27 protein-coding genes, 1 tRNA gene and 2 pseudogenes are annotated in these 22,801 nt (G+C 51.4%); 14 read left to right on the plus strand and 16 right to left on the minus strand.

The genetic code is table 11. The features are described 5' to 3' along the window. Positions 1-596 precede the first annotated feature (596 nt). The 5 genes and pseudogenes from hemH to PAGR_RS08800 all read left to right on the plus strand — a co-directional run bounded on the left by hemH (position 597) and on the right by PAGR_RS08800 (position 3,204). Positions 597-1,559: a ferrochelatase gene (gene hemH, locus PAGR_RS08785; RefSeq protein WP_014605551.1), complete on the plus strand. Its 963-nt coding sequence runs from the start codon at positions 597-599 to the stop codon at positions 1,557-1,559. A 253-nt stretch (positions 1,560-1,812) separates the two neighbouring features. Further along, positions 1,813-2,064, plus strand: a pseudogene (locus PAGR_RS24105) (hypothetical protein); the annotation flags it as partial. After that, positions 2,061-2,266 (plus strand): annotated as a pseudogene (locus PAGR_RS23060) (helix-turn-helix domain-containing protein). The pseudogenes PAGR_RS24105 and PAGR_RS23060, both read left to right, overlap by 4 nt. A gap of 347 nt (positions 2,267-2,613) precedes the next feature. Beyond that, complete coding sequence (locus tag PAGR_RS08795; protein WP_014605554.1) at positions 2,614-2,871, plus strand: AbrB/MazE/SpoVT family DNA-binding domain-containing protein; 258 nt, start codon at positions 2,614-2,616, stop codon at positions 2,869-2,871. Beyond that, positions 2,872-3,204, plus strand: coding sequence for a type II toxin-antitoxin system PemK/MazF family toxin (locus PAGR_RS08800; protein WP_014605555.1), 333 nt, complete (start codon positions 2,872-2,874; stop codon positions 3,202-3,204). A gap of 72 nt (positions 3,205-3,276) precedes the next feature. On the opposite strand, the gene PAGR_RS08805 is transcribed toward PAGR_RS08800, so the two are convergent. From PAGR_RS08805 to PAGR_RS08815, 3 genes are all read right to left on the minus strand, one after another. Beyond that, a tRNA-Asn gene (locus tag PAGR_RS08805) sits at positions 3,277-3,352 on the minus strand. A 112-nt stretch (positions 3,353-3,464) separates the two neighbouring features. Continuing rightward, positions 3,465-4,232, minus strand: a complete 768-nt coding sequence (mtfA, locus tag PAGR_RS08810) for a DgsA anti-repressor MtfA (protein ID WP_227022858.1) — start codon at positions 4,230-4,232, stop codon at positions 3,465-3,467. Positions 4,233-4,403: 171 nt separating this feature from the next. Beyond that, positions 4,404-5,081 carry an ASCH domain-containing protein gene (locus tag PAGR_RS08815; protein WP_013026204.1) on the minus strand — a complete coding sequence of 226 codons (678 nt, stop codon included), beginning with the start codon at positions 5,079-5,081 and terminating at the stop codon, positions 4,404-4,406. 611 nt (positions 5,082-5,692) lie between these two features. On the opposite strand from PAGR_RS08815, the gene PAGR_RS08820 reads away from it, so the two are divergent. Together PAGR_RS08820 and PAGR_RS08825 are read left to right on the plus strand one after the other, a co-directional pair. Next, positions 5,693-6,397 carry a phosphohydrolase gene (locus PAGR_RS08820; RefSeq protein WP_014605556.1) on the plus strand — a complete coding sequence of 235 codons (705 nt, stop codon included), beginning with the start codon at positions 5,693-5,695 and terminating at the stop codon, positions 6,395-6,397. Positions 6,398-6,470: 73 nt separating this feature from the next. Continuing rightward, positions 6,471-6,725: an Arc family DNA-binding protein gene (locus PAGR_RS08825; protein ID WP_013026202.1), complete on the plus strand. Its 255-nt coding sequence runs from the start codon at positions 6,471-6,473 to the stop codon at positions 6,723-6,725. Positions 6,726-6,803: 78 nt separating this feature from the next. On the opposite strand, the gene PAGR_RS08830 is transcribed toward PAGR_RS08825, so the two are convergent. Both PAGR_RS08830 and dcm read right to left on the minus strand, forming a co-directional pair. Further along, positions 6,804-8,420, minus strand: a complete 1,617-nt coding sequence (locus PAGR_RS08830; protein ID WP_013026201.1) for a methyl-accepting chemotaxis protein — start codon at positions 8,418-8,420, stop codon at positions 6,804-6,806. 111 nt (positions 8,421-8,531) lie between these two features. Continuing rightward, a complete protein-coding gene (dcm, locus tag PAGR_RS08835; protein WP_014605557.1) occupies positions 8,532-9,911 on the minus strand; it encodes a DNA (cytosine-5-)-methyltransferase in 1,380 nt (459 codons plus the stop codon). 237 nt (positions 9,912-10,148) lie between these two features. Here dcm and PAGR_RS08840 point away from each other — a divergent pair, with 237 nt between their 5' ends. From PAGR_RS08840 to PAGR_RS08855, 5 genes are all read left to right on the plus strand, one after another. Next, complete coding sequence (locus tag PAGR_RS08840) at positions 10,149-10,628, plus strand: very short patch repair endonuclease (protein ID WP_014605558.1); 480 nt, start codon at positions 10,149-10,151, stop codon at positions 10,626-10,628. A gap of 65 nt (positions 10,629-10,693) precedes the next feature. Continuing rightward, entirely contained in the window at positions 10,694-10,969 is a 276-nt protein-coding gene (locus PAGR_RS08845; RefSeq protein WP_013026197.1) for a hypothetical protein, read from the plus strand. Between the two features lie 97 nt (positions 10,970-11,066). After that, the gene (locus tag PAGR_RS08850) at positions 11,067-11,969 is read left to right on the plus strand and encodes a DUF808 domain-containing protein (protein ID WP_013026196.1); all 903 of its coding nucleotides are present in this window, start codon (positions 11,067-11,069) and stop codon (positions 11,967-11,969) included. A gap of 44 nt (positions 11,970-12,013) precedes the next feature. After that, on the plus strand, positions 12,014-12,145 hold the full coding sequence (locus PAGR_RS24240) for a hypothetical protein (protein WP_014605559.1): 132 nt from the start codon (positions 12,014-12,016) through the stop codon (positions 12,143-12,145). A gap of 171 nt (positions 12,146-12,316) precedes the next feature. Then, the gene (locus tag PAGR_RS08855) at positions 12,317-12,499 is read left to right on the plus strand and encodes a YodC family protein (protein WP_014605560.1); all 183 of its coding nucleotides are present in this window, start codon (positions 12,317-12,319) and stop codon (positions 12,497-12,499) included. An 83-nt stretch (positions 12,500-12,582) separates the two neighbouring features. Here the strand turns inward: PAGR_RS08855 and PAGR_RS08860 are convergent, their stop codons facing one another. From PAGR_RS08860 to PAGR_RS08870, 3 genes are all read right to left on the minus strand, one after another. Next, complete coding sequence (locus tag PAGR_RS08860) at positions 12,583-13,803, minus strand: glycosyltransferase family protein (protein WP_014593955.1); 1,221 nt, start codon at positions 13,801-13,803, stop codon at positions 12,583-12,585. A gap of 40 nt (positions 13,804-13,843) precedes the next feature. Further along, positions 13,844-14,632, minus strand: coding sequence for a mannosyl-3-phosphoglycerate phosphatase-related protein (locus PAGR_RS08865; RefSeq protein ID WP_014593954.1), 789 nt, complete (start codon positions 14,630-14,632; stop codon positions 13,844-13,846). 353 nt (positions 14,633-14,985) lie between these two features. Next, a complete protein-coding gene (locus PAGR_RS08870; protein ID WP_014605561.1) occupies positions 14,986-15,210 on the minus strand; it encodes a DUF2525 domain-containing protein in 225 nt (74 codons plus the stop codon). 308 nt (positions 15,211-15,518) lie between these two features. Here PAGR_RS08870 and PAGR_RS23075 point away from each other — a divergent pair, with 308 nt between their 5' ends. Further along, complete coding sequence (locus tag PAGR_RS23075) at positions 15,519-15,677, plus strand: YqaE/Pmp3 family membrane protein (protein WP_014605562.1); 159 nt, start codon at positions 15,519-15,521, stop codon at positions 15,675-15,677. 62 nt (positions 15,678-15,739) lie between these two features. Next, positions 15,740-15,934, plus strand: a complete 195-nt coding sequence (dsrB, locus tag PAGR_RS08880; RefSeq protein ID WP_014593953.1) for a protein DsrB — start codon at positions 15,740-15,742, stop codon at positions 15,932-15,934. A 130-nt stretch (positions 15,935-16,064) separates the two neighbouring features. Here dsrB and PAGR_RS08885 read toward each other — a convergent pair whose 3' ends face one another. The 8 genes from PAGR_RS08885 to fliM all read right to left on the minus strand — a co-directional run bounded on the left by PAGR_RS08885 (position 16,065) and on the right by fliM (position 22,798). Then, positions 16,065-17,771 carry a methyl-accepting chemotaxis protein gene (locus PAGR_RS08885; RefSeq protein WP_013026188.1) on the minus strand — a complete coding sequence of 569 codons (1,707 nt, stop codon included), beginning with the start codon at positions 17,769-17,771 and terminating at the stop codon, positions 16,065-16,067. Positions 17,772-17,910: 139 nt separating this feature from the next. Next, entirely contained in the window at positions 17,911-18,546 is a 636-nt protein-coding gene (rcsA, locus tag PAGR_RS08890) for a transcriptional regulator RcsA (RefSeq protein ID WP_014593952.1), read from the minus strand. Positions 18,547-19,173: 627 nt separating this feature from the next. After that, a complete protein-coding gene (gene fliR, locus PAGR_RS08895) occupies positions 19,174-19,959 on the minus strand; it encodes a flagellar biosynthetic protein FliR (RefSeq protein WP_014593951.1) in 786 nt (261 codons plus the stop codon). After that, positions 19,959-20,228 (minus strand): flagellar biosynthesis protein FliQ, encoded by a 270-nt coding sequence (gene fliQ / locus PAGR_RS08900; RefSeq protein WP_014605563.1) that lies wholly within the window; start codon positions 20,226-20,228, stop codon positions 19,959-19,961. Before fliQ ends, fliR begins: the two co-directional genes overlap by 1 nt. A 25-nt stretch (positions 20,229-20,253) precedes the next feature. After that, positions 20,254-20,985 carry a flagellar type III secretion system pore protein FliP gene (fliP, locus tag PAGR_RS08905; RefSeq protein ID WP_033765984.1) on the minus strand — a complete coding sequence of 244 codons (732 nt, stop codon included), beginning with the start codon at positions 20,983-20,985 and terminating at the stop codon, positions 20,254-20,256. Continuing rightward, the gene (fliO, locus tag PAGR_RS08910; protein WP_014593949.1) at positions 20,985-21,383 is read right to left on the minus strand and encodes a flagellar biosynthetic protein FliO; all 399 of its coding nucleotides are present in this window, start codon (positions 21,381-21,383) and stop codon (positions 20,985-20,987) included. Before fliO ends, fliP begins: the two co-directional genes overlap by 1 nt. Position 21,384: 1 nt before the next feature. Then, positions 21,385-21,798, minus strand: coding sequence for a flagellar motor switch protein FliN (gene fliN, locus PAGR_RS08915; protein ID WP_013026182.1), 414 nt, complete (start codon positions 21,796-21,798; stop codon positions 21,385-21,387). After that, positions 21,791-22,798, minus strand: a complete 1,008-nt coding sequence (fliM, locus tag PAGR_RS08920) for a flagellar motor switch protein FliM (RefSeq protein WP_013026181.1) — start codon at positions 22,796-22,798, stop codon at positions 21,791-21,793. The genes fliN and fliM overlap by 8 nt, the downstream gene beginning before the upstream one ends. Positions 22,799-22,801: the final 3 nt, after the last annotated feature.

A 22,801-nucleotide genomic window follows, 5' to 3' on the forward strand; every position in this document is an offset into this window, starting at 1 on the left:
CGGGCAGCACGAGCATAGACGTCTAAATATTAGCATGCTCAATATTCACTTTGATAAATCGAAATATCGACAAGATGTGATAGTTCCCCCCTGAATAGTCAGGGGATTACCCGATCGTTTTGTCATCAGTTATGGCGATAAAAAGCACGAACCGGCCTGGAGGGCGACAGGACTTATCAGAGCTATTGGTCGTTTGCCAGCAGGGCGATGGTAAGATACGACCCACTGTTTTTGACTCCTCAGGCAACGCAGAGTTAAAAACTAAAAAAGGCGGTGTCGCTGCGCGTGGTGGTATTCACTGCCTGAAAATGTATTGAAGCGCGGCGAGCCAGATTTACTTTTTTGCAAACTGTCAGGTGCGCTTGCGTGTTTTCATTGATGGCCTGTACCGACAGCCCGGGGCATATGGCCGTGTCGGAGACAGCAAAGGGCGTTGAACGTTGACTCAGCGGTCGGTGCCGATCCGAAGGGTGAGTTAAGCTGGTTTTCGTTTCGCCTCCGCGCACGCCAGCGGCCAGGACGGAGGTGATGATGTCCTTGAGTGTGCTACAGTGTTCAGGCACTTTTTTTCCATGGGTTTTCAGAGGTCCCAGCTAATGACGAATAAACAGGGTGTTTTAATTGTTAACCTTGGAACACCAAAAGAACCCACAACTGCTGCGGTTAAAACGTTTTTATCTAAATTTTTGCACGACTACAGAGTGGTCGATTTACCCAGGATCCTGTGGTGCCCAATCCTGCATGGCGTGATTATTCCGCTGCGCGCCAAACGCGTGGCCAAACTGTACTCCTCTATCTGGATGGACGAAGGTTCACCGTTGATGGTTTACAGCGTTCGCCAGGCTCGCGCACTCGAAGCGCTGACGGGCATGCCTGTCGAGTTAGGAATGAGCTATGGCGAGCCCAGCATTGGCGGCGCCATTGACAAACTGCTGGCCAAAGGTGTCGATAAAATTATCGTCATCCCGTTGTATCCGCAGTTTTCCTCGTCCACCGTCTCTTCCGTCTGGGACAGCGTCAGCCGTCACCTGCAGACGATGAAAAACCGTTACACGCCGGCGATCAACTTCATAAACGATTATGCCGATCATCCTGCCTACATCGAGGCGTTAAAAGCCTCTGTGCTGGAATCATTCGAGGCCAATGGCGTGCCGGATACGCTACTGGTCTCCTACCATGGCATACCGGTCAGGTTTTCTAACGAAGGGGATAAGTACCAGGATCGCTGTGCGTTAACCACCAAATTGCTCACCGAAGCCCTTAACATGCCATCGTTGAAGATTGTGATGACCTTCCAGTCACGATTTGGCAGAGAGCCCTGGCTAACGCCGTACACCGATGAAACCATCAAAAATCTTCCTGCGGAAGGGGTAAAAAACCTGCAGGTGATTAGCCCGGGTTTTGCGGCAGACTGCCTGGAAACGCTGGAAGAACTGGATGAGCAGAACAGAGAAATCTTCATGCATGCAGGGGGAACGTCCTTTACCTATATCCCTGCGCTTAACGATAAGCCTGTTCACATTGAGATGCTGCGACAGCTGGCAGAGGGCGCGAAATAGCCTCCGGCGCGTGCTGACATCAGCCCTCCGGCTCATAACGCCAGCCGTGACGGGGCCAGAATGTGTGCATTCTGGCCCCGGCTTTTTAGACGCGCAATGCCAGGAGGATACAGTCCGCCGATTCGCGTCGGAAATGCAGTGCTGGACGGTTCGTAACAAACCAGAACTTGAGTTTAGTGCGTAACGTTTCTACCGGTATTTTTTGTATAAGTGTTTTATAACGCGTGGCAAAACCTTCGATGGTTTTTTGTAACTGGTTGAAAGCCTTACCGTTGACATTCTCCCTGCGACCACTCCCCGTTTCGAGCCTGAATGTACGGAGCTTTGTCGTTACTGCCTTGCTATCACGCAAACTCTGTCGGGGCTGGGATTTGCCTCTGAAACGGAGAAGCACCTTAGCTGCCTGCTGTATGAACTGATCAACTATTTCGCTGCCGAAATGGAAGCCCCGCGCTGGCTCCGCACAGCCGACGGCGTGAAGTTTATCGGCGAGGTGACGGCATGACACAACAGGACTGGCATCCCGCCGACATTATTGCGGCCCTGAAAAACGGGAAACGTCGCTGGCGGCGGTTTCCCGTCAGGCAGGGCTAGCGTCCCCCACACTGGCTAATGCGCTTACCCGCCGCTGGCCCAAAGGCGAAAGATTGATTGCTGAAACGTTAGACGTCGAGCCTGAAAAAATCTGGCCTTCGCGCTATCGCTGATGTTCCTCCGGCGCAGCCCGGATACGGAAGCTGCGCCGCATTTCGTTTATCTGATCCGTCATAATCCTTTGAACCGCAAAAACAGTTTTCTATTATCGGCCTTCTTACCACGAACTAAGTTCCTGACTGCACGAAGTGCTTCATGATCTGAAAGAAGCACCTGATGTATCAGGATGGTCGCCGTTTTACCGGCAATGCCGCCTTTGAAAACTGCCGGATCTGTCCTCTGATGGATTAAGGTTTTCTTCACGCTTTATTACGTTAAGGAAATCACAATGAATCTGATGAATAATTGTGCATCGCCTGCCGCAGATGTTATATTAAAATATAATATTCGGAGGTGCTCTATGTATACCACTCGTCTGAAAAAGGTTGGCGGATCTGTCATGCTGGCGGTCCCTCCCGCCGTGCTGAAAACGCTGGGGCTGTCGACGGACAGCGAAGTGGGCATGACCATTGATAGTGGCTGCCTCATAATTGAACCTCAAAAACGTCCCCGCTATTCACTCGAAGAACTACTGGCGCAGTGCGATCCGCACGCTGAAATAAGCGAAGAGGGTCGGGAATGGATTGATGCGCCTGCGGTGGGCAAGGAGCTCCTGTAGATGGACAGAGGGGAAATCTGGCTCGTTTCACTAGATCCGAATGCCGGGCATGAACAAAGCGGAAGGCGTCCAGTACTGATTGTTTCTCCGGCGTCCTTTAATCAGTTTACGCGGCTACCTGTGGTTGTTCCCGTGACCAACGGCGGAAACTTTGCCCGCGCAGCGGGGTTTACTGTTTCACTGGATGGCGCAGGAACGAAAACAACGGGGGTAATTCGTTGTGACCAGCCCAGAACCCTTGATATGGAAGCCCGGAACGGCAAATATCTTGAACGAATACCTGAAGTTATTGTGAATGAAGTGGTGGCCAGACTGGAGGCCATTCTGAGCTGAGATTTTAGATGTAAAAGGTAAACGCAGAAAAGCAAAAAACCTGCTCAGTTTCCTAAGCAGGCTTCTTAAATCTGGCTCCTCTGACTGGACTCGAACCAGTGACATACGGATTAACAGTCCGCCGTTCTACCGACTGAACTACAGAGGAATCGTGTGAACGAGGCGAATAGTAACGAGGTCGCCTCAAGGTGTCAACTGTAAAAAAGCGTTTAGCATTCAACTGGCTAGCTTTAATGCAAAGCGTTCGCGAAGTAAACAAATCACCGATCAGTCATCTGGATTCTGCTTAACGGATCCTGCTGGTAAAATTGCTGGAGATGCCCATACATCGCGGGAAAGCGTTCAGCTAACAGAACCGGCGCGGTAAAAAAATACTCGGATAACACCGCGAAGCATTCCGCAGGATCGCTGGCGGCATAAGGATCGATACTGGCGGCCTGTTCCCCGACCAGCTCAACCTCATTTTCAACCTCAGCCATGGCCTCACGCAGGTCTTTTTCCCACTGGGCGACGCCACGCAGAGGAATCAGTGGAACGCCGCTGGTGTAGCCGCTACCGCGGGCATCCAGCTTGTGTGCCACTTCATGAATGACCAGGTTATACCCTGACAGATCGAAGGAATCCTGAATATCCAGCCAGTTAAGGATCACCGGGCCCTGCGTCCAGCTCTGGCCCGCATGAACGGCAGGCGCGTGATGCACAAGGCCGTTTTCATCCTGCCACTCATCCGCCACATTAAAGGGCTCAGGATAGATGAGCACTTCATGAAAGCCATCCAGCCAGTCGAGACCCAGTTTCAACACGGGTAAGCAGAACAGCAGGGCAATACGCACGCTACGTAGCGCATCAAGTTGGCAGCCTTCAAGCGGAACCAGCTTTTTTTGCTGCAGAAAGCGCTGGGCCAGTTCTGTCAGCGACTGCTGTTCATCCTGTGTGAGAAGGGTAAAGATGGGCTGTGCCAGACCGGCCTGCCAGGGCAATTCGGTGACGGCGGTATCGCTATGCGTTTTCCATGGCCATTTTAACATCGTAAGTTCCGCACTGAATGCTGCTGTCGCAGAATCCTGAGAGACCAGACAGGAAAATGCCAGCATCGAAACGTCATGCTGGCATTGTCGGGCTTCAGGGATGAAGACGGTATATTCAAACCGTTAGCGAGGAGATTGTCTGTGATTTAGCCCGCAAAGCGCAGGCTAAATTTACTCACGCCCGGCGCGCTCAAACTCAATGACCCACACCCACGGGTTTACCTGCCAGCTGGTTGCACCGTACTGTTTCTGCCATGCCTTGCGATAGGCTTCTTTTGGCATTTCTGAATTCACATTCATGGTGAAAAAGTTATTCAGAAAGTGCGAGTCGGTTTGGACCCCTTCAGCCATGATGTCATCTTCACTGATATCCTGAATCTGCTCCACACGCACATCGGTAATGAGCAGATTGATACGGCTGGCCCAGCGCGGCATATGAATGGCCGTCTGCCAGCCAAACTGCTCGTCATCCGGGCCGCTCAGCGTATGCTGACCCAGTTCATTGCTGTCAGCACGGTACTGGCAAAATTCCGGCGTGCGGAACGGTACGGGATCGCGCTCGTAATCCGCCAGGGCATCCTGCGGCACAATCGGCCCACGCCAGGTTTCGCGCACCCAAAGCACGTCGCCCGGCATACCGTACGGGCAGTGATAGCGAATGTCATTCATCGACATCATTTTATCGCCATGCAGGTGGTTAGCCTGAACGTCAAAAGCATGAACCCCTTCGTGGTGATCCTGCCCCGGGCCAAAAGCCTGCGTTTTCATTATGCGCCGGGTTTGCGTTTGTTGGCCAACTAACAGGGCACGAACCCGCTGTTCGGAAAAAAGAATCGGCCGCTCTTTCATGGATTACCTCTTTTTATTAGTAGAACCCGGTTACTGCTAAAACAACAAGGGCATCTAAATGGTGGCAATATCATAAAAACTATAAATCATTACCCTTAACAATTTGCCGTCTCATAGTCATCTGAGCATTGGTGATTTTTGTCCCGAAAAACGGGGGCGGATAAAAAATCAACAATGCTATTGTCAATGCGCGTTCCGGGACATCTGATAGTGAGAATACAGTACGTTATATCGGCAAAAATAGGAACCTTTTCAGATTTATCTGTGTGTAACTTTTGCCGATTTTAATGATAAGTGCGAACAGGTTATGTCATGTTTTTTGTTACTCCCCGAGAAAATGCCTATCATTAATCATTACATTTATTAAACTAATTAACCTGCCCGCAATTAAATCAGTCAAGGCTGAAAAAGCAGCAAACTGACGTTTTAATTACGGCAAAATGCTATAAAAATGATCAGCGTCGCATTTTTTTTCGAAATTATCCTGGGGCAAGGGCGATATTCCTCTGCTGTGTAAAGAAAATGTCATTAGCCATTCGCTATGATGGTCGGGCCTGAGCGCGTAATTCATCGTCAGTCAGGACGGACGTCAACCCAACAGGAAAGAGAATATGTCACTTACGCTTTGGCAGGCTCGCTATGAGACCTGGTTTGAAAACAACTGGATTCATGATGATGGCGCGCACGATATCGCACATTTACGCCGCGTATGGATGAGCGCTCAACGCATTATGGCCGGCACCCAGGCCGATCCGCTGGTGGTCCTGACCGCGTGTTATTTTCACGATGTGGTGAATTTACCGAAAAACCACCCTGAGCGTCACAAGGCATCCACCTATGCCGCCAGTGAAACGCAGCGCATTTTACAACAGGATTTCATCGATTTTCCTGAGGAATTGATCGAGCAGGTCATGCATGCGGTTCAGTCGCACAGCTTCAGTGCCGCCATTACGCCAAAAACGCTGGAGGCAAAAATTGTGCAGGATGCCGACAGGCTGGAATCGCTCGGTGCTATCGGTCTGGCGCGGGTGTTTTATACGGCAGGTTCCATGAATCGCCCCTTGTTTAACAGCGAGGATCCGCTCGGTAAAGATCGGGAACTCAATGATGTTAAGTGGACGCTGGATCACTTTCAGACCAAGCTACTGCGGTTGCCAGAAACCATGCAAACCGAAGCAGGGCGCAGGCTGGCAGAACACAATGCGGACTTTCTGGTGCACTATATGGCCAAGCTGTGTGCGGAACTGCAAGGCAACTTAGTCAGTCTGGATGAGTCAGTACTCCACGACTTTAGCCCTATACACGCTGAATATTAAATTTTTATGACAGTATAGGAATCGATACAGTCATCCGGTAGCGTGGCAGTAATAACAATAAAGGAGTGATGAAATGACCGAAACTGTTAATTTAACGATTAAAATTGATCCTGCACTGAAAGAACACATCAAACAGTTGGCGCTGGAAAATCAGGTGTCAATGAGTCAGGAAATCGTGCAACGGCTTCAGTCCAGCCTCAATGCGCCTGCTCAGCCTGTCATTGACAGCCAGAATACAGAGGAAGACACATCGGATGCATTAAGCTCCAGCGAAATCAAGCAGCTGCGCACGCTGCTGAAGAAGCAGAGCAAGAAAAAGAAATCGTAAAATTCGGTGTTTGTCCCCGCAAAACGATCAAAAGCCGCCTTTAACACTGGCGGCTTTTTTACATCCAAAGCTTAACGGCTACAGGGTGATACGGAACTGCTGCACGCTTTCGGCCAGGCGCGCGGCCTGCTGCTGTAGCGTATCGACCGTGCGGCCCTGGCGGGCGGTGAGGCTTTCGTTCGTCTGAAGCTGTTTATCCAGCGCCACCACTTCTGCAGCAATGCCCGTCACGCGGCGGCTTTGTGCGGTGGCGTTTTCCTGCAGCTCTTGCAACTGTGTCACAACGGCGCTGACCGACTGGCTTATCTGGTTAAACAGCGCCTCAAGCGATTTCACCTTATTGAAGCCCTCTGAAATGTGCAGTTGCGTATGATTAACGAGACCGTTGATCTGCTGCGCCGATTCGCCACTCTTGTTTGACAGGTTGCCCATCTCTTTCGCGACCACGCCAAAACTTCGTCCATACACGCCCGCATGAGCGGATTCGATGGCGGCATTGAGCGCCAGCAAACGCGTTTGCAGTGACAGGCCGTCCAGCATCTCAACGATACCCGCGATTTCGCCGGAGGAGGCGACGATATGGCGCATCTGAACCTCCATCTCATCCACCTGAAGCGTACATTGCTGCATCAGATCGTCGGCGAAATGCGCCTGTTCAGAGGCCTGCTGAGAAAACAGGGTGCTGTTTTCGACTTCTTCAGACACGCGATGCAGGCGCTGGGAAATATGGCTAAAGCTGCTGTTTTGCGCTTGATACTGTTCGCTGACCTGCTCATTAGTATGCTGCATTTCACGCGTACCTTCGGCCACGCTTGCCGCAATCGTGTTAATTTCAGCCACGATGGTGCGCAGCCCCTGGCGCATCTCCGCCACTGCGTTGAAGAGTCTGGACGTTTCCAGCGATTGCAAACGCGGTGGAACCGGGCAGTTGATTAAATCACCGGTTGCGATGTCCTGTAACTGTCGACTGGCCAGACGTAAGGGGACGATCACACCACGCAGCAGCAATATGCCGCCGGTCAGCAGCAGGACAAACAGCAGTCCTGTCACCATTAGCGCCAGGTTGCGGCTTTCCATGAGTGTCTGAAGGGTCAGGCTGTTAACCGCAGTGAGTTGTTTATTGGTCTGCGTAATCTCGTTAAACCAGGCGCTATTGAACTGCTGCTGGTAAGCCTGCATCGGTACCATAAAGAAGGCGTCAATGTTATTCCCCTCCAGACCTTTTAGCTGCTCCTCCAGTCCCTGTTTCAGCAACGTAAAGCCCTGCTGCAGTTCGCCGCCGGGTGCGGCGTGATAGCGAGCAAAAAGCTGTTCAGCATGAAGCAAAGACGATTTGGCTGTTTCTGCCAGACTTTTCCAGCTGTCAACCGATCCACTTTTCTGATCTTCCATTAAATACAGCCCGGCGCGGTGGCTGTTATCACTGGCCGTAAGCAGCTCGACGCGTGCGCGGTCCAGCAAGGCCAGCCGGTCACGCATGGCGCTGGCCTGGGTGAGGTTGACTTTGTTCTGGCTCACCTGAGCGGTCAGCAGAACAATCCCGATGGACTGCAGCAAACAAAACAGCACCACGAACAAAATAAAGTTCCCGCGCAGGCTGGTTAGCCAGGTGGGGATCGCCGGAAACCTAAAGCGGGAACGTCTTTTCAGCACGTGCCGCGACAACAAAGTGAGAGGTGACATCATTCTACCCATCCATTGAAAAAGCAGCAGTATTCTGGGCTTGCATGACGGCGTTGTGACAATCCCGCCGGACGGCAGGAAAAGAGAGGAATTGTTGCGCCTAAGCGCAACTTTTAGCGGGAATTATGCGTTCAACTGGCGGATATAGGGCGAAAGCAACTGCGCCACGGCGGCAAACACCGGTACCACCACCGAATTGCCAAACTGTTTATAGGCCTGCGTATCGGATACCGGGATGCGGAAGGGATGGCTGTCTGCACTATCAAATCCCATCAGTCGCGCGCATTCTCGCGGCGTTAACCGACGGGGCCGCCGCGCCATATTGGCGGCATCAAGAAAATCGGCTTCCCCTTTTTCCCGATCCCAACCGCGATCGATTAAAATTTCTGAGCCATCTTTATAGTATCGGGCTGACAGGGTGCGCACGCAGCAATGCACATTGTGTGGATCATTCAGGCCAAAGCCGAACCCGTTACCCCGTGCTTTATGCTTCTTAGCGTACTGGTAGAGGTAACGCCACAATACGGGTGACAGGATGTATTTGTCGTCGGGCTGCGGCTCCAGCAGGCTCTGTAGGCTGGGCACCTGGGCGGGGAAAAATTGGCGAATGTCGCGCAGGCTAAACTGCGCTGAGCCAGCAATATCCCGCCGGATGCCGACCAGAACGATACGTTCACGATGCTGCGGCAAAAAAAAGCGTGCATCAATCACCTTCGGATCGGGCGCGCCAGCCTGGGCATCCGCCACGTCATAGCCCAGCTCGTCCAGGGTTTCCATAATCACCGCAAACGTCCGGCCTTTATCATGGCTTTTGAGATTCTTCACGTTTTCCAGGACGAAGAATGGCGGTTTCTTTGCCGCCAGAATGCGGGCGACGTCAAAAAACAGTGTGCCCTGCGCCTTACATTCAAAGCCATGAGCCCGGCCCAGCGCATTTTTTTTACTGACGCCCGCCAGAGAAAAGGGCTGGCAGGGAAAGCCCGCCAGCAGCACCTGATGGTCGGGAATGGCCGCATCAATCGACTGATAGATCGCCTGTTCGTCAGTAAGGCCGGCTGGCTGCGTGACCTGGCGAATATCCGTATTAAAGTGGTGCTCTGCCGGATCGCTGTAGTGATTCGCCCGATAGGTGCGAATCGCCTCTTTATTCCACTCACTGGTAAATACACATTTACCGCCGATGCGCTCGAAGCCACGTCGAATACCGCCGATGCCGGCAAACAGATCGATAAAGCGGAAATCGGGAGAATCATAATGGGCAGGACGTGCAGGCAACAAATCCTGCAACAGCGATAGTTCTGCGGCGGCCAGCGAGGGTAACGCGCGCTTGCCCTGACGAATAGCGTTCAGCAGTGGCGGCGTCCAGTGCGGAAAGCCTGCCTGATGCAAACGTGCGACAACGTCCTTAACGGAATAGATCGACAGCACCTGTTGTAACATGTTCAGTTCATCGGAATGCAGAACAGCAGGGAGAAGAGGTTCAGCGGTTGCGACAGCGTGCATGCAAATATCCTTAACAGTGAAGCGCGTATGCTAACACTCCTTGCCCGAGGAGGAAATCTGCGGGCGCAGGTCAGAATAGTGTTTCAGTGTGCGCCAGCGTCAGAAAGGCACAATTGCCCGCGTCAGATCAAAACGGCGCGGGCTGGCGGTGAAAATATTTTCTCTGCTTTTATCTGGCCGACTTTCACTTTTCAGGGCGACGACTAAAGTTGAATAAGTCGCTATTAAGGAGGTGCTATGGCCGACGTTCACTCCAGCGAAACGCGCAGTAAAAATATGCGCGCAATTCGTCAACAGGACACTGCCATAGAGCAGCGAATCGCCTTGCTGCTCAAAGATCGTGGATTCAGCTATCGGGTACAGGACAAAAACCTGCCAGGCCGCCCTGACTTTGTCGTGACCTCGCATCAGGCGATTATCTTTGTGCATGGCTGCTTCTGGCACCGCCACCACTGTTATTTGTTTAAGATCCCCGCCACGCGCACCGAGTTCTGGACGGGCAAAATAAACAGTAATGTAGAACGGGATCGGCGTTATGTCCGGCAGCTGCGGGAGAGTGGCTGGAAGGTGCTGATTATCTGGGAATGCGCGCTACGCGGTAAACTCAAACTGGACGATGAAGCCCTGCTTGAACGTCTCGAAGAGTGGCTGCTGGCGATGAATGACAGCGCTGAAATCGATCATCAGGGAATTCATCATTACCGAGAGGATGAATGATCCCACCTTGCTAATCAGTAACATAAAATGTTAGATAGACGCTTTTCCGTGACCGGGAGCCCGCAATGAGCAGCATAAAACTGACGGTTAAACGCCTGTATCAGATTCGTGATGAGCGCATGGTGAATACCAAAGCGACCGCCAGAATCTATGCTGGGGAAACGCTGGTGGCCACGGAAGAGATAACCGGCATGACGGAAAGCCCGGTCAGTAAATATCTGCACATGGATGGACTCGCAGGACAAGCGGTGCGCGTCGAATGGGATTGTGAGGGCATCGCTGATATGACCGTGACAGAAATTGAACGATGCCCATGTTGTCAACATAACGAACCGGAATAGGCACGACGGGCTGCACTGTCACGCGCTTCGTCGAGGATGACGCGTTGCGGCTGATGCAGACATAACCCGTTGCTGATGACCGAATAAGGGAAATACTTTGGCAGGAACCAGTTTATTAACGTTGCTCGATGATATCGCCACGCTGCTGGACGATATCTCGGTAATGGGAAAAGTCGCCGCGAAGAAGACGGCAGGCGTGCTGGGTGACGATTTGTCACTGAATGCGCAGCAGGTGAGTGGCGTGAAAGCCAATCGCGAACTGCCGGTCGTATGGGGCGTAGCCAAAGGCTCGTTCCTCAACAAACTGATACTCGTGCCGCTGGCATTGATTATCTCTACGTTTGCCCCCTGGCTGATTACGCCACTGTTAATGATTGGCGGTGCGTACCTCTGTTATGAAGGGGTGGAAAAGGTCCTGCACAGTCTGCAGCATGATAAACAGCAGAACTCGCCAGAGGCGCGTCAGCAACGCCTGGATAAGCTGTCAAAACAGGACCCGCGCGATTTCGAAAAGAAAAAGATCAAAGGCGCAGTGCGCACCGATTTTATTCTGTCGGCTGAAATCGTGGCCATTACCCTCGGTATCGTCTCCGAAGCGCCCTTGCTGAATCAGGTGCTGATCCTGTCAGGTATTGCGATTCTGGTCACGATTGGCGTATACGGCATTGTCGCCGGCATCGTTAAAATCGATGATTTAGGGTTCTGGCTACGTGATAAATCGTCACGCGTGGCCCAGGCGCTGGGCGCAGTATTACTGGCCGCAGCCCCCGTATTGATGAAAGTGTTGACCGTTGTCGGTACGCTGGCCATGTTCCTGGTCGGGGGCGGCATTATCGTCCACGGCCTGACGCCGTTGCATCATCTGATTGAAAATGCGATCGCACCCTTCAGCGGCCTGGTTGCTGGCCTGCTGAGCAACGGCGCAAACCTGGTGATTGGTTTTATCATTGGGTCGATCGTGCTGTTAGTGGTTAACCTTATTGCCAAACTGCGTGAGTAATCGGTATAAAAGCGCATTCTTTAACGCGTTCAGGGGAGAAAACGATGAGCGATGACATGTTTGAATTTGATATTGATGCTCAGTTAGAGCAGGCCGAAGCGAAGGCAGAAAAAAAGGCGGGCGAAGTGCCAGAAGACCTGATTGATGATGCCGATTGTGAAGGCTGCAAAATCTAATCCACTCAGCGCCTCAGGCGGATAATTCTTATCCGCCTGATTTGTTTTCGACATATCTCTCTACGTTATTCTGAATTCGCCATTTTTATGCGCGTCTTAACAGCAGCAACTCTTTTACCATGCTATAAAGAAATGGTTTCAATGACAGTCATTTCTCAAAGAGGGCGCAACATGGTTTTTGCAATCAGTGATGAAGTACAGCATAAGGAAGGCGGGCAAACGATGGTGGTGACCGGACATGCCAGCGGCATGGTTGAATGTCGATGGTACGATGGTTATGCGGTCAGGAATGAGGCTTTTCGCACCGATGAGCTCAGCCATTCCAGCGAATCGCAGCTCCAGTTTACTTCCTGATTTCTGTCAGTCAGGCCGTTAACGACGGCGGCCTGACTGGATTTATTACACTCTCCATCCTCACTGGCGCGATGCCTGCAGCGTTATACGTTGCCGTCGTTGTCCTCTTCTACCGCTTTATAAATACGCTGCAGGATATCCGGAAAGGCCGACTGAACCCGACTCCAGCTGGGAATAAACGGCTTGTCGTTCGGGCGCTCGATAAAGGACTGACCGGCATCCAGAATCGACTGGGTGAACATTTCGACGGCCGCTTCTTCAACATGCTGGTCGAATTTCAGGCCGTTCATTGCCGCCTCATGGTTATAGATTTCCATCATATCCAGCGCATTACGGTAATAGGTCGCTTTCAGTACCCGGAATGAGTCACTGGTCAGCGGCACGCCCATGGTTGCCAGCTTACGCAGCAGCGACTGGACAATATCGTTGCTCATGCGCTTAAGGCCACCGGTGCCATCATCTTCTGCCAGCGGCTGATGCTTGTGATCATAGTGATCTGCAATCTCCACCTGACACGACTGGCGCGTGGTGTAGTTACGGTAAATTTCAGAGAGCACGCCAATTTCCAGTCCCCAGTCGCCGGGGATTTTAATGCCGTTGAGCACGTGCGTGCGCATCGCAAACTCGCCCGAGAGCGGATAACGGAAGCTGGACAGGTAATCGAGGTATTCGGAGTGGCCATAGACTTTTTGTAACGAGCGCAGCAGCGGGCCTACCAGCAGGCGGCCCACGCGGCCATTGAGTTTACCGTCAGCGACGCGTGCGTAAAACCCTTTGCAGAATTCATACTGAAAAGCGGGGTTAGCCAGCGGATAAAGCAAGCGTGCCAGCATGCCGCGTTCGTAGGTAACAATATCGCAGTCGTGCAGTGCAACACAGCTGGTGCGATCCGAGGCCAGCGTATAACCGGTACAAAACCACACGTTGCGTCCTTTGCCCGGATGGGTGGGCGACAACCCCTCTTTATCCAGTTCCGCGTCAATGGCTTTGAGTCTGGGGCCGTCATTCCACAGGATGCGGTGCCGTTGCGGCAGTCGGGAAAAAAACTCGCGGGCATGCAGAAACTGGTCACGGTCAGCCCGATCTAACCCGATAACGATTTCATCCAGATAGGGGACCTTAGCCAGTTCATCAACAATTTTTGTCAACGCCGGACCTTCCAGCTCGGAAAAGAGGGAAGGCAGGATCAATCCCATTTTGCGCTTACGGGCAAAACGCACCATTTCTTTTTCCAGCGACTCAACGCTGCGGTGCGTAAGATTATGAAAGTTAGTAATTACGCCATTCTGAAAGAAATCACTCATTGCATCATCCTTATGGTTTTGCGAGAGGAACAACAGCCTTTCATGGCTGAGTCAAAAAATGGTCCAGCCCTTCACGCCAGCCTTCAGGGCCGTGATGTGTCGTGCGGAATACGTTGGCATCCTCCGCGCGCTGTAAGGTAACCGGTGTTTTACTGAAGCCTTTGATCACCACGGCATAGTCAACCGCATCCAGCATCGGGGCATCGTTCGGGCCATCGCCCAGGCCAAGGGTGGTAACGCCTTCCCGGTCGGTGTGAGACAGCAGCCAGCGCAAGGCTTCTCCTTTGCCGCTTCTGGCAGGCATGACATGCCAGAAGCGGCCGCCCTGCGTCAGGGAAAGATGATAGTCGGCAAGTGCCTTGCGAAAGCGGTCAAAGGCCTCATCGGTATCCCGCCAGACAATCACCTCTGAAGCATCACGCTGACGGGCGAGGGCGGCATCCGCTTCACTCAGGCCGGTCATGGCGGAAACATCGACATCGCTGAAGTCATGGAAGCCGGTAAAGCGAAACTGCTGTTGTAACGCTGCCAGCACCCGGCAGATTGCGGCATAGTTCATCTTGTCGTCCGGAATGCGCACGCTTTTACTCTCGTTGAGGTACAGCACGGCGCCGTTTTCAGCAATAAAGGCGGTGCCGGCAATACCGAGCTTACGCTGCAGTGGCAGAATCTCAGCGGCGGTTTTGCTGGAGCAAATAATTAAGGGAATGGCGTGCGCGTTGAGTGTATCAAGCCAGTCTGCTGCGGCATCCCAGTTATAGTCGTGGTGGTCAAGCAGCGATCCATCGAGGTCGGTCACTATCATTAGCGATTCATTCAGATTCGGCATCCTGATCTCCTTCACTCCAGTTCGACATTAGTTTTAGTGTAGTTGAGTCTACAGCAGGCTTAGCATTGCGCACCGCAACCCCTATAACCAGGAGGATTCCTAAAACCCGAAGGATAAAATCGGCGATGCCGTCATTTCGTGCAGCGAATATCGCTGAAATAACAAGGCTCAGGGTGAAAGTGGCCAGTTTGAGTTAGGGCGAAATGAGTGAAACGCGCACGGGAAAGGCTTGTTTTGGCGAACGGGAAGCGTACTCTGAACGAGCAATATGAATTCCCTGGTGTAACGAATTGACTGCTTACCTGGCTCGCGCCGGGTATTTTTTTGCGCCAAATTCAGTGCTGCTGCGCTGCCTAGCGGTTTATCTCTGTATAACGACAATCATGAATATCCATTTCAAACTGCTCCGCAGGTTCACGGCACAGCCCTGGCCGAGGGGCATCCGCCCCCGTCACTGACTGCGAGTGTGGGGAAAAGTAGTCCTGCAGTTCACCGGTGCTACCGGGTTCAATAGCCTGCAGCAGGGCGTCCATTTCTTTATCCCGCTCATGCTTTTCGGCTGGGTGGGGAAGCGACATCGCAAACCTCCATCGGCTGGATTGGGTAATAAACATACAATTTAGCGGAAAATGAGAGGGCGGGACAGAAAAAAAAGCCCGCGCTGCGCGGGCAAATGATCCTTGTTACTTTGGGTGTGTTGTATTTCCTGGGGAGGAAAGCAACGAAAAAAAGTTTACCTGTTGTACCTGTTAAACGTCTCGCAGTGAAGTGTCAGGAAACTGAAAATGCGTATTACTCAGATTTACCTGACTTTCTCAGTAATCTGCTAAAAAGGGACTATATTTGATAACAAAACGGTTTTTTATCAATACCTAAAGGAATGGTTATGGACTTACTTCGAATTCTAATCGCAATCTTACTCCCCCCGCTTGGTGTTTTTATGCAGGTAGGTTTTGGGGGAGCATTCTGGCTTAACATCCTGCTGACCCTGTGTGGATACATTCCAGGCATCATTCACGCCGTGTGGGTCATCGCGCGTCGCTAACGCCTGCATTACCCAGGCTCTTCGATTAAACTGTTAACAGGAATGTATCGGGAGAGTGGTAAATGAAGGTAGACGATCGCGTCAGTGTGAAAACGGATGGTGGGCCCCGTCGTACAGGCACCATCCTGGCTGTTGAACCATTTAGTGAAGGCACCATGTTTCTGGTGGCCCTGGAAGATTACCCGCAGGGCATCTGGTTCTTTAACGAGAGCGGTCATCAGGACGGTGTGTTTGTCGAGCCTTATCCTGCCGACTGACCTTCATATTTAACTGCCAGACCATCACAAAATCGCCCTCTGGCCTGTTCGGCTCAGAGGGCGAGTGTTATTGACAGCGCCGTCAGGCAATGCGCTTCAGCGACGTCGCTGACTCACCGGTCTGCTTTGGCTAAAACGTTTCCCAGTTCTCATTGCCGCTTGTGGCGGCAGCGGGGCGCAAGACAGGCGCAGGCGCCTTAGGTGCGCTATCGGACTGATGAACAGGTTTTGCTGCTGGCGTATCCTGCAAACGGAAAGCCGCCACCGCCTTGGTCAACTTACCAGCCTGATCTTCCAGAGAGGCAGCCGCAGCCGAGGCTTCCTCAACCAGTGAGGCGTTTTGCTGCGTCACGTTATCCATCTCTGTAACGGCCTGGCTGACCTGCTGGATACCGCGGCTTTGTTCGTCGGACGCGGCGGCAATTTCCGACATGATATCGGTCACGCGACGCACGGCCTCAACAATTTCGCTCATGGTCGTCCCGGCCTCACCTACCTGATGTGAACCGCTGCTGACTAACTTCACTGATTCAGCAATCAGCGATTCAATTTCTTTTGCCGCCTGCGCACTGCGCTGAGCCAGGTTACGGACTTCGCTGGCGACCACGGCAAAACCGCGGCCCTGTTCGCCCGCGCGGGCAGCCTCGACGGCGGCATTCAGCGCCAGAATGTTCGTCTGGAAGGCAATACTGTTGATCACGTTAGTGATCTCAGCAATTTTCTTCGAACTACCGGAAATATCGTTCATGGTTTTCACCACGCCGCTTACCATATCGCCGCCGCTGCGCGCCTTGCCGGACGCATCTGCTGCCAGTTGGCTGGCGTGATGGGCGTTATCTGCGTTCTGTTTCACCGTCGCGGTGAGCTGTTCCATGCTGGCCGCAGTCTGCTCAAGCGCGGCTGCCTGTTGCTCGGTACGCGATGACAGGTCGGTGTTACCCGCAGAAATCTCACTTGATCCCTGGTAAATGGCGATAGCCCCTTCGCGGACGGTACCTACCGTTTTGATTAGCGACTGCTGCATACGTTGCAGGTTGTCGAGCAACAGACCTATTTCGTTACGGCCGTGCGGGACAGTGGGTGCCGTTAAATCCCCTTGAGCAATACGTTCTATGTGCGCCACTGAATTGCGCAGTGGGTTAATGACGACACGACGTAAAAACACAAAGGTGAGCAGCACCAGCACAAGAGCGGCAACAAACGCGGAGCCCATTGCGATAAATCCAATCCGTGACTGCTCTGCCGCCTGATCGTTGATCTGAGCGGAGCGAACATCACGAAGCTTAATCGCCTCCATCAGAACGGCTTTATAGGCGTTGTCCAGTTTGCGTGTCGTATCGGTTTCCTGAGCAATAATGCTTTCGAAGCTGCCCTGTTTACCCGATTCGATCATCGGCATCAAACCCTTCGTCACATACTCTTTGAAACGCGCCTGTAACTGCTCATCCAGCTTGATGCCTTCTGGTGTTTTGCTTTTACGATTCAGATAGATTTTAAGGCCGGCTTCAGCCTGCTTGATACGATCGGCCGTAGCCGCAAGATTGGCGTTGAATTCATCCATCTCACCGATACGCGCGGCGGCGCCTGCCTGAATGATATTCAAACGGGCAGAGCGCATATGCGATGAGCTGTCGATAAGCCCGTTTCTAACCTGGATCTCATCGGTAGCATCTTTAAGAGACTGATTACTGAGAATAAGAAAGTAGCTTGAGATAGCAATACAGAGTGCGAACAGAAACAATATCCCGCCGAATATTAAACTAAACAGAGGAACGAGGCGGATGTTTTGCCAAAGACTAAGTTTGGAATGCCCTTCATTAACCAGCGTTGTGTTCATTTCCTTGCTCTCTTAGGAGGTTATTCTGTTGAACAAAACATCGGCAAAAGAAGAGAAAGGTTTACACCCGAAAGTGAGATCTGGATCGCTAATCCATAAAAAAACCGGCCTTTTGGGCCAGTTCTTAGAGGGGAGGAGGTTACCTTACGTTGACATAGATACCGGACGTCACGTTATCGGTTAAACGCACCACATGATAGATCACTTGCTTGTTATGCGTTTTAATTTTTCGCTTTATATTGCCTTTATGCGAAGAAACGGTTTTCGCTTTGATTTGCATTTTATCTGATATCTGGATGGTATCATGGCCTGACATCCACATTTTCAGCATATTTGACTCTGTCTGGCTTAGCGTAAGAGGGTGGACATCAAGACCCGAAGAAATACGCGGCGACATATTGAGTTTTTTCTGCAAATAAGTACTTAACAATGAATCCAGCGTCGAAGGCTTAATTGCTTTGGATGTAATAATCAAATTTTTCCGAACATACAAATATTCTTCAAAATGAATATTACTAATGGCCATAAAAATAAAAAACAATGTTTCGGGATGCTGGTTAATAACGCTGCGAATGCGCTCGCTGGAGTCGGTTTCATGAATGAAACAGTCTTCGTTAATAAAGACGACGCCAGGTTTTAACTGCTCACATCTTTGCTGTAATTGCTCAATGTCAGATACAGAAGTAATATTTTTCTTCTTAACTCCCTTAGAAGACATATAATCTGATAATCCCAGGCGTGTGTAGTTGCAGGAATCCATAATAATCGTTGGCATGTTAGCGACCCTCACCAATTTGTTATCCGTTTAAATCAACGATGAATTACGCGTTGCGGTACGAGAAGATTTCCAAAGCGCTTTTTTTATTCTGCTGATGCAGCGTGGCAATGGGCAATAGCCCATAAAAGTCCTCTTCCCTGACCCGGTCTGCAAAAAATTTGTGTTGCTCTGACCTCACACCTGACCTGATATCAACATGATAAGTCGATACAAAGTCGGACTGAGCGAAATGCAGTTTTTTGGGAGCGCTGTCACTATCGCTGAAAACCCAGAGTTTTCTGATAGGACAAATCTTAAAAACATTTATTTCACGAAAGTGTGAAGTCGGTTAGCGAGTTGACAATGCCGGAAAAAACATTTTCTGACAAGAAAAATCACATAAAAATTTTTCTTTAGTAATTTCAACGCATTGCCGATTTTGTCACCAAAACAATCTTGTTGATGACTCGGTTAACCGCCTGACTAAAATACGCGAAGCGCGGTTTAATAAGAATAATTTTAAGACTTTCCGCACGTTTATCAGAATATCCTTAGTTGATTTCTGGGAAATGTGGTTTGAAAAATGTGCGGATAGTTATGCGTTTCTTAAGTATCAAATCAGGATAATAGTTAGATACTTAATGTTCAGACAGGGGACAGTTCTGTCAGGAACTGGGCCAGAAGATCGAATATTTCGCCGAACAGGTGCTCGCAGAAGGGGGCAAGGAGAGGCATCAGCAGGCTGATGGTCAGAATGCCTACTGATAAGGTAATCGGGAAGCCGATCGCGAAGATTGATAACTGTGGTGAAAGACGGTTTAACAAACCCAGGACCATATTTATCGTGAGTAGCAAAACGATCAACGGCAGCGCTAACATCATGCCATTAAGGAAAATCATGCTGCCGGATTTCACCAAAGCCATAAAGGCATTTGCCTGAAGAGGCTCGCCGCCGATAGGCAACGTATGAAAACTGTCCGACAGCAGGGAAATAAGCCACAGGTGACCGTTGAAAGTCAAAAATAAAAGCATCGCCAGCATGTCGAGAAAGCGCGCAAGAACGGGCATATTCAGTCGACTGGCGGGATCGAAAAAGGTGGCGAAAGACAGACCCATCTGCAATCCAATCAGTTCACCGGCGGTACGAACCGCGGCAAAGGCGAACTGCATGGTAAAACCAATGGCAATCCCAATCAGCATCTGCTGAATCAGCAGCATAAAGCCGGCAGGTGAAAACAGCGTCACGTTCACCGGGGGTAAATTTGGGATCAGTATCCAGGTGATCATGGCGGCAAGACCAATCTTCACGCGTTTACTCACCGCTTTTTCACTCAGTACCGGCGCGGTAGCAAGCAGTGCCAGAATACGCACCAGTGGCCAGAAAAACTGACTGACCCAGTGTACGAGTTGGCTACTGTCGAGAGTGATCATCAGCCGATGATATAAGGCAGATTAGAAAAGACGGTGCGGATGTAATCCAACAGCACGTTCAGCATCCAGGGGCCGGCAATGATACCCGTGGTGGCCACTGCAATAATTTTTGGAATGAAAGACAGCGTTTGTTCGTTAATCTGGGTCGCTGCTTGCAGCAAACTCACCAGTAAACCGCTGACCAGCGCGGCCAGAAGCATAGGGGCAGCCAGCAGCAGGGCAACGCGCATGGCTTCCTGTCCCATTACCATTACCGATTCAGGTGTCATGAATTTCTCCTGTGCAATAGAGAGGTCAGGAATAGAAACTTTGCGCCAGCGAGCCAACCAGCAATTGCCAGCCGTCCACCAGAACAAACAACATTAATTTGAACGGCAGCGCAATTGTTGCCGGGGGAACCATCATCATCCCGAGTGCCATTAACACGCTGGCAACCACCAGGTCGATAATTAAAAAAGGAATAAATACGGTAAAGCCAATCTGGAATGCGGTTTTTAATTCACTGGTCACGTAAGCCGGCAACAGAATACGCATAGGTACGGCTTCCGGACCCGCAATCGGCGCTGTATTTGCCAGGCGGGCAAATAACGCTAAGTCAGCCTCACGGGTTTGCCGCAGCATAAACTCCCGCAGCGGCTGTGCGCCTTTATCGATCGCCACATCCATGCTGATTTTATCCTGGCTAAATGGCAGGTAGGCATCCTGATAAATTTTATCGAAGGTCGGTGCCATAATAAAAAACGTTAAAAATAAGGTCAGGCCAAGTAATACCTGGTTAGGCGGCGCGGAAGGCGTGCCCAGCGCATTACGTAGCAGGCCGAAAACAATAATGATGCGGGTAAAGCTGGTCATCATTAACAGAATGGCTGGCAGGAATGTTAACGAAGTAATAAAGACCAGCGTTTGTACCGGCAGTGACCAGCTTTGGCCACCGTTAGCTAATGGCTGACTAACCAGGCCCGGCAACTGGGCATGGGCAACCGGTGCCAGCAACAGCAGCGGCAGAAGAGGGAGCAGTCGACGCATCATGGATTTTTTCCGGGACGTTTAACCAGATTTTGTAATAGCTGACGAAAATCCTGCGGCGCAGCTTTTACCGGTGCGGTTTCATCAGGTGCACCTGGCGGCAACGTATGCAGGTGAGTAATTTGTTGAGCTGTCACGCCCAGCACCAAACGCGCATCCGGCGTATCAACAATCACAACGCGTTCGCGCTGGCCGACCTGCACACTGGCCGTGAGTGTCAGCTCACGGCTGCCCACTTTCTTAGGGGCAAAACCCATGCGGCGTGCCAGCCAGGCACATGCCAGAATCAACAGAATAATGACGACCAATACGCCACTGACCTGGGTCAATACTGAACCTGCCGAAATGGGCGGTGCCTGAGGTGTGGCAGGTTGCAGCGTATGATTCTGGTTATTCATCTTAACGGCTCAGACGACGCATACGCTCTGACGGCGTAATGATATCGGTGATGCGAACGCCATATTTATCGTTGACCACGACGACTTCACCCTGTGCGATCAAATAACCGTTGATCAGGATGTCCAGCGGTTCACCCGCCAGCCCATCCAGGGAAACCACGGAGCCCTGCGTCAGACGCAGCAGTTCTTTAATGGTCATTTTGGTGCGGCCAAGCTCGACGGTGAGCTTCACCGGGATATCCATAATCAGGTCGATATCCTGCAACGAACCTGACGCATTACTCGTTTCAAAGCTTTTAAAAACGTCATCACTCTGTGAGGCAGTCGTAGCGGAGCCAACCTGCTCATTCATTGCTTCAGCCCACAGATCGTCCGCAGAGATAGTATCATCGGACGGTTTCTTGCTGTCAGTCATGGGGCTGTTCCTCGTTAAGCGAATTCAAAATCGGGTTAATCAAATGTTCAACACGCAGGGCATACTGGCCGTTAAGCGTGCCATACTGACTGGTTAAAACGGGCACACCGTCCACATGGGCAATAATGCGCTCTGGCTTTTCAATCGGCAGGACATCACCGGGTTTCAGCTGTAAAACGCGCGACAGGCGCAGCGACGTTTCGGCGAAATGGGCAATCAGTTCCAGCTCAGAGTGCTGAACCTGCTTCACCAGATTGTCGCGCCAGTGTGTATCTTCTGACCGCGAGTTTTCCAGCGGTGGATTCACCAGCATTTCACGCAGCGGTTCAATCATCGAAAACGGAATACAGATGTTGAACTCACCCACAAGGTTACCGATTTCAACCTGGAAAGGCGTATTCACAACAATATCGTTAGGTGATGTGGTGATGTTGGTGAATTTCACCTGCATTTCCGAACGCACATACTCCACATCCAACGGATAAATGGCTTTCCACGCATCGCTGTATCCGTCAAGCGCCAGCTTCAGCATGCGGCGAATGACACGTTGCTCGGTATGGGTAAACTCCCGTCCTTCAACTTTAGTCGGAAAGCGGCCATCACCGCCAAAAAGGTTATCGACCGCAATAAACACCAGGCTTGGCGAAAACACGACTAATGCCGTACCGCGCAGGGGCTTCAGATGGATCAGGTTCAGGTTGGTTGGCACCGGCAGATTGCGTGCAAACTCATGGTAAGGCTGAATCTTGATCGCGCCTACGCTGATATCCGGGCTACGACGCAGCAGGTTAAACAGCGCCATACGGAAACTACGGGCAAAACGCTCGTTAATAATTTCCAGCGCCTGCAGACGCTCGCGCACCACGCGACGCTGGGTATTCGGATCATAAGGGCGAATATCGCCCTCAGGTCCGTTTTGTTTCTTTTCTTCTTCCGCGCTGCCGCTGTCGCCGTTAAGTAGCGCGTCAATTTCAGCCTGGGAGAGAATGCTGTCGCCCATTGA

Source organism: Pantoea ananatis PA13, from assembly GCF_000233595.1.
GTDB classification, from domain to species: Bacteria; Pseudomonadota; Gammaproteobacteria; order Enterobacterales; family Enterobacteriaceae; genus Pantoea; species Pantoea ananatis.

What these genes read in the sequence shown, in the direction of transcription:
- hemH (WP_014605551.1), top strand. Translation starts at nt 597, where the DNA reads ATGACGAATAAACAGGGTGTTTTAATTGTTAACCTTGGAACACCAAAA.
- PAGR_RS08795 (WP_014605554.1), top strand. Translation starts at nt 2,614, where the DNA reads ATGTATACCACTCGTCTGAAAAAGGTTGGCGGATCTGTCATGCTGGCG.
- PAGR_RS08800 (WP_014605555.1), top strand. Translation starts at nt 2,872, where the DNA reads ATGGACAGAGGGGAAATCTGGCTCGTTTCACTAGATCCGAATGCCGGG.
- mtfA (WP_227022858.1), bottom strand. Translation starts at nt 4,232, where the DNA reads ATGTTAAAATGGCCATGGAAAACGCATAGCGATACCGCCGTCACCGAA.
- PAGR_RS08815 (WP_013026204.1), bottom strand. Translation starts at nt 5,081, where the DNA reads ATGAAAGAGCGGCCGATTCTTTTTTCCGAACAGCGGGTTCGTGCCCTG.
- PAGR_RS08820 (WP_014605556.1), top strand. Translation starts at nt 5,693, where the DNA reads ATGTCACTTACGCTTTGGCAGGCTCGCTATGAGACCTGGTTTGAAAAC.
- PAGR_RS08825 (WP_013026202.1), top strand. Translation starts at nt 6,471, where the DNA reads ATGACCGAAACTGTTAATTTAACGATTAAAATTGATCCTGCACTGAAA.
- PAGR_RS08830 (WP_013026201.1), bottom strand. Translation starts at nt 8,420, where the DNA reads ATGGGTAGAATGATGTCACCTCTCACTTTGTTGTCGCGGCACGTGCTG.
- dcm (WP_014605557.1), bottom strand. Translation starts at nt 9,911, where the DNA reads ATGCACGCTGTCGCAACCGCTGAACCTCTTCTCCCTGCTGTTCTGCAT.
- PAGR_RS08840 (WP_014605558.1), top strand. Translation starts at nt 10,149, where the DNA reads ATGGCCGACGTTCACTCCAGCGAAACGCGCAGTAAAAATATGCGCGCA.
- PAGR_RS08845 (WP_013026197.1), top strand. Translation starts at nt 10,694, where the DNA reads ATGAGCAGCATAAAACTGACGGTTAAACGCCTGTATCAGATTCGTGAT.
- PAGR_RS24240 (WP_014605559.1), top strand. Translation starts at nt 12,014, where the DNA reads ATGAGCGATGACATGTTTGAATTTGATATTGATGCTCAGTTAGAGCAG.
- PAGR_RS08855 (WP_014605560.1), top strand. Translation starts at nt 12,317, where the DNA reads ATGGTTTTTGCAATCAGTGATGAAGTACAGCATAAGGAAGGCGGGCAA.
- PAGR_RS08860 (WP_014593955.1), bottom strand. Translation starts at nt 13,803, where the DNA reads ATGAGTGATTTCTTTCAGAATGGCGTAATTACTAACTTTCATAATCTT.
- PAGR_RS08865 (WP_014593954.1), bottom strand. Translation starts at nt 14,632, where the DNA reads ATGCCGAATCTGAATGAATCGCTAATGATAGTGACCGACCTCGATGGA.
- PAGR_RS08870 (WP_014605561.1), bottom strand. Translation starts at nt 15,210, where the DNA reads ATGTCGCTTCCCCACCCAGCCGAAAAGCATGAGCGGGATAAAGAAATG.
- PAGR_RS23075 (WP_014605562.1), top strand. Translation starts at nt 15,519, where the DNA reads ATGGACTTACTTCGAATTCTAATCGCAATCTTACTCCCCCCGCTTGGT.
- dsrB (WP_014593953.1), top strand. Translation starts at nt 15,740, where the DNA reads ATGAAGGTAGACGATCGCGTCAGTGTGAAAACGGATGGTGGGCCCCGT.
- PAGR_RS08885 (WP_013026188.1), bottom strand. Translation starts at nt 17,771, where the DNA reads ATGAACACAACGCTGGTTAATGAAGGGCATTCCAAACTTAGTCTTTGG.
- rcsA (WP_014593952.1), bottom strand. Translation starts at nt 18,546, where the DNA reads ATGCCAACGATTATTATGGATTCCTGCAACTACACACGCCTGGGATTA.
- fliR (WP_014593951.1), bottom strand. Translation starts at nt 19,959, where the DNA reads ATGATCACTCTCGACAGTAGCCAACTCGTACACTGGGTCAGTCAGTTT.
- fliQ (WP_014605563.1), bottom strand. Translation starts at nt 20,228, where the DNA reads ATGACACCTGAATCGGTAATGGTAATGGGACAGGAAGCCATGCGCGTT.
- fliP (WP_033765984.1), bottom strand. Translation starts at nt 20,985, where the DNA reads ATGCGTCGACTGCTCCCTCTTCTGCCGCTGCTGTTGCTGGCACCGGTT.
- fliO (WP_014593949.1), bottom strand. Translation starts at nt 21,383, where the DNA reads ATGAATAACCAGAATCATACGCTGCAACCTGCCACACCTCAGGCACCG.
- fliN (WP_013026182.1), bottom strand. Translation starts at nt 21,798, where the DNA reads ATGACTGACAGCAAGAAACCGTCCGATGATACTATCTCTGCGGACGAT.
- fliM (WP_013026181.1), bottom strand. Translation starts at nt 22,798, where the DNA reads ATGGGCGACAGCATTCTCTCCCAGGCTGAAATTGACGCGCTACTTAAC.